The following is a 4,211-nucleotide window of genomic DNA, read 5'->3' as shown; positions in this document are numbered from 1 at the left end:
TGTCGGCATTGTTTTACTGGTGGTCTTGTTTGCCATCGTCACCTATAACGCGCTTGTCGTTGCGCGCAACCGCTACAAGAATGCCTTTGCACAGATCGACGTGCAGCTCACCCGGCGTTATGACCTGATCCCCAACCTGGTGGATACGGCCAAGCGTTACATGCAGCACGAACAGGAAACCCTGGAAGGCGTCACCCGGGCGCGGACCCAGGCGGTGGAGAAACTCAAGCAGGCCAAGGCCGACCCCACCGACCCCAACGCCATGAAGCAGCTAGGCCAGGCCGAACAGGGCCTGTCCGGTGCCCTGGGTCGCCTGTTTGCCCTGTCCGAAAACTACCCGGACCTGAAAGCCAACGAGAACATGAAGCAGCTCTCCGAAGAGCTGGTCAGCACCGAAAACCGCGTCGCCTATGCCCGTCAGCACTTCAACGACGCGGTCATGGCCTACAACAACAAGCGCGAAGCCTTCCCCAACAACCTGGTCGCCGGCATGTTCAACTTCAAGTATGCCGAGCTGCTGGATATTGAAGATCCGGCCAAGCGGGAAGCGGTTAAGGTTAATTTTTGAGCTGCGAGCGGCGAGCTACGAGCGGCGAGCTGAAAACAATCACAAACTCATGGCGAGTAGTTAATTGCTTGCCCTGAACTATCCGAAGCTGCAGTGCGGGTGAGGCTGCCTCACCCGCTCGCAGCTCGCTGCTCGTAGCTCGTAGCTCACCGAAGGCGCCAACATGAACTTCTTCGAACACCAAGACAAAGCCCGTACCAACACCCGCAAGCTGGTGTTGCTGTTTACCCTTGCCGTGCTGGCCATTATTGCCGCCATCAATTTGCTGGTCCTGGGGCTGATCGCCTATGGCGACACCCAGATGGCGGCGGAGCAGCCCGACATCCTGTCGCCGCAATTCCTGCTGGGTCACCTGGACCTCATCCTGGTGATCTCCCTGCTCACCGGCGGGCTGATCGGGATTGCCAGTCTGTTTCGCAGCATGCGGCTGCGCTCGGGCGGTAGCGTGGTGGCCCGGCAGTTGGGGGGCACGCCGGTGGAACCGGACACCCGGGACCCGCTCAAGCGGCGTCTGCGCAATGTGGTTGAAGAGATCGCCATTGCCTCGGGTGTGCCGGTGCCGGACATCTATGTGCTGGAAGAAGAGATGGGCATCAATGCCTTCGCCGCCGGCTATTCCACCTCCGATGCGACCATCGCCGTGACCCGGGGCACCCTGGAAAACCTCAACCGGGATGAACTGCAGGGCGTGGTCGCCCATGAGTTCGCCCATATTCTCAACGGCGACATGCGCCTCAACATTCGCCTGATCGGGATTCTCTTCGGCATCCTGGCCCTGGCGGTGGTCGGGCGCATGCTCATGCATTCGGGGCGTTTCTCCCGCAATCGCAATGCCGGCGGCATTGTCTTCGTGGGGTTGGCCATCATGCTGATCGGCTACATCGGCGTCTTCTTCGGGCGCTGGATCAAGGCCGCCGTCTCCCGCCAGCGGGAGTATCTGGCCGACGCCTCGGCGGTGCAGTTCACCCGTCAGCCGGACGGCATCGGCGGGGCATTGAAGAAGATTGCCGTGGCCCAGCACGGCGACAAGCTCGAGGCCGACACCGAGGAAGTGGGCCACATGCTCTTTTCCAGCTCGCTGAGCAATTTGTTGGCCACCCACCCGCCGATCATGAAGCGGATCGAGGCGGTGGACCCGCGCTTTCGGCCCGAGGACCTGCAGAAAGCGCGCGAAGACATGGAAGCCCGCCGGCAGGCTAAACAGGCCGAAGCGGAAGCCGAACAGGAAGACGAAGGCGAGGATGATCGCCAGCGGCCCCGCAGCCTCGGCGGGCGAATGCTTGAACCCGACAACCTGATCGAAAGAATCGGCCAGCCGGGGCTGGGCCAGATTCTGGCCGCCGTGCTGCTGGCCGAGTCCATCCCCAAGCCCCTGGAGCGGGCCGCCCATTCCGGCGAATGGGCCCGTGAAGTCATCTGCGCCCTGCTGATTTCCGACGACGAAGCCGTCCGCCGCAAGCAGCTCGGCCTGGTCGCCGAGCATCTGGGCGAGGAATGCGAACGCCAGGTGCGCACCCTGCTGAAGGCCGGTCGGGAACTGAGTGATCAGCAGCGGATTCCGCTGATGGAAATGGCCTTCCCCGCCGTGCGCAATCGCCCGCGTCCGGAAGTGGACAAGCTGCTGGAACTGGTGGACGCCCTGATCGCCGCCGATGGCAAGGTCAGTGCCTTTGAATACGCCCTCGGCCGGTTGATGAAAAAGCAGATCGAGGATAACCGTCATCCCGAACGGGCCCGCTCCGGCGGCAAGCGCAAGCTGGAAAACTGCGTTCCCCAGGTCAACGACCTGATGCGCATCCTCGCCCACCACGGCCACGAGGACAGCGACCAGGCCGTGGCCGCCATGACCGCAGGCATGAAGGAACTGGGCCTGGCCCCGAGCGAGACCCATGCCCTGCGCGAGAACTGGCACGAACGCCTGGATGCGGCGCTGGACAAGCTCGACGGCCTGCGGATGCGCGACAAGGGCCGCCTGACCCGCGCCCTGGTCGCCGTCATCCGCCACGCCGGCGAGACGGTCACCGCAGAGGCCGAACTCATGCGCGCCGTCTGCGCCCTGCTGCATGTGCCGCTGCCGTTGTTGGCAGAGGAGTCGTCAGGTTCGGAGTCGCGTTCAGGCGCTGATCGCGAATGAATTCGCTCCTACGGAAATACTGACATTGCCTCGCGCCGGAGAGCGCTGAGTTTTCTTCGCGCCTCTGTGGGCGATTCCCAACCTGCCGTAGGAGCGGATTTATCCGCGATTGTAGCTTCGATCGGCCCCCTTATCGCGGATGAATCCGCTCCTACGGGTGGGGTGGTCACCGTTCATGCGGCTGGGGTGGCACCTGTAACCTTACCCCCCCGGGTGGAATCCCATACAATTCCCCCACACCTGAACGGAATGACCCGATGAGCAGCCTCCAGAATCAGAACATCCTTCTGGGCGTGACCGGCGGCATTGCCGCCTACAAGGCCCCGGACCTGGTCCGTCGCCTGCGCGAGCGCGGGGCCACGGTGCAGGTGGTAATGACCGCCGGCGCCGAGGCCTTTGTCACCCCCATGACCTTCCAGGCGGTCAGCCACCGCCCGGTGCGCACCCACCTCTGGGACCGGGACGCGGAAATGGCCATGGGCCATATCGAACTGGCCCGCTGGGCGGACCACATCGTGATTGCCCCGGCGACCGCCGATTTCATGGCCCGCCTGGCTCATGGCCTCGCCGATGATCTGTTGAGCACCATCTGCCTGGCCAGCGAGGCGCCGATTACCCTCTGCCCGGCCATGAACCCGGTGATGTGGCAGCACCCGGCCACCCAGGCAAATCTCGAGACCCTGCGCGGACGGGGGCTCGCCTTCATCGGCCCCGCCGAGGGCCCCATGGCCGAGAACGAGTCCGGCCCGGGGCGGCTGGTGGAGCCGGATGCCATCGCCGCCGAGCTGGATCAGCAAGGCGATGGCGCGCTCAAGGGCCGGACCGTGCTGGTCACCGCCGGCCCCACCCGCGAAGCGGTGGATCCGGTGCGCTATCTCAGCAACCGCTCCTCCGGGCGCATGGGCTATGCCGTGGCCGAAGCCGCCACCCGCGCCGGGGCCAAGGTAATTCTGGTCAGCGGCCCGGTGAGTCTGCCCACCCCGCCCGGCGTGGACCGGGTGGATGTGGAATCGGCCGCGCAGATGCATGAGGCGGTCATGCGCCTGGCCGGCGCCGCGGATATCTTCATCGGCGCCGCCGCGGTGGCGGACTACCGCCCCAAACAAGCCGCCGAGCGCAAGCTCAAGAAGGGCAGCGGCGACGTGCTCGACCGCATGGAACTGGTGGAAAACATCGACATCCTCGCCGCCGTGGCCGCGCTCCCAGACAAGCGCCCCTTCACCGTGGGCTTCGCCGCCGAAACCAATGACGTGGAAGCCAACGCCCGCAAGAAGCTGGAAAAGAAAAAACTCGACCTGATTGCCGCCAACCGGGTCGGCCGGGACCAGGGCTTTGACCGGGACGACAATGAACTGCTGCTGCTGGATGCCGGGGGGAAGACCCCGCTGGGTGCCGGGAGCAAGCGGGAGTTGGCCGGGAAGCTGGTTGAGGAAATTGCCGCCCGGCTCCGCTGACCCTGTTTTTCACAGCCGCCGTAGGAGCGGATTCATCCGCGATTGCGGCTTCGAT

The 4,211-nt window shown here is 64.5% G+C and carries 3 protein-coding genes; all 3 read left to right on the top strand.

Annotation, left to right across the window (positions count from 1 at the left end):
- Positions 1-568: LemA family protein (locus ACJWXQ_RS08405; RefSeq protein WP_406672577.1), on the top strand; the 568-nt coding region annotated here is incomplete at its 5' end.
- A gap of 163 nt (positions 569-731) precedes the next feature.
- Positions 732-2,702 (top strand): M48 family metallopeptidase, encoded by a 1,971-nt coding sequence (locus tag ACJWXQ_RS08400; protein WP_406672576.1) that lies wholly within the window; start codon positions 732-734, stop codon positions 2,700-2,702.
- Positions 2,703-2,959: 257 nt separating this feature from the next.
- Complete coding sequence (gene coaBC / locus ACJWXQ_RS08395; RefSeq protein WP_406672575.1) at positions 2,960-4,156, top strand: bifunctional phosphopantothenoylcysteine decarboxylase/phosphopantothenate--cysteine ligase CoaBC; 1,197 nt, start codon at positions 2,960-2,962, stop codon at positions 4,154-4,156.
- Positions 4,157-4,211 lie beyond the last annotated feature (55 nt).

Origin of the sequence: Natronospira sp. (assembly GCF_007134575.1) — a bacterium.
Taxonomy (GTDB): Bacteria; Pseudomonadota; Gammaproteobacteria; order Natronospirales; family Natronospiraceae; genus Natronospira; species Natronospira elongata.
Note: the sequence above shows the minus strand (reverse complement) of the source record. Positions and strands in the feature narration are given on the sequence as shown.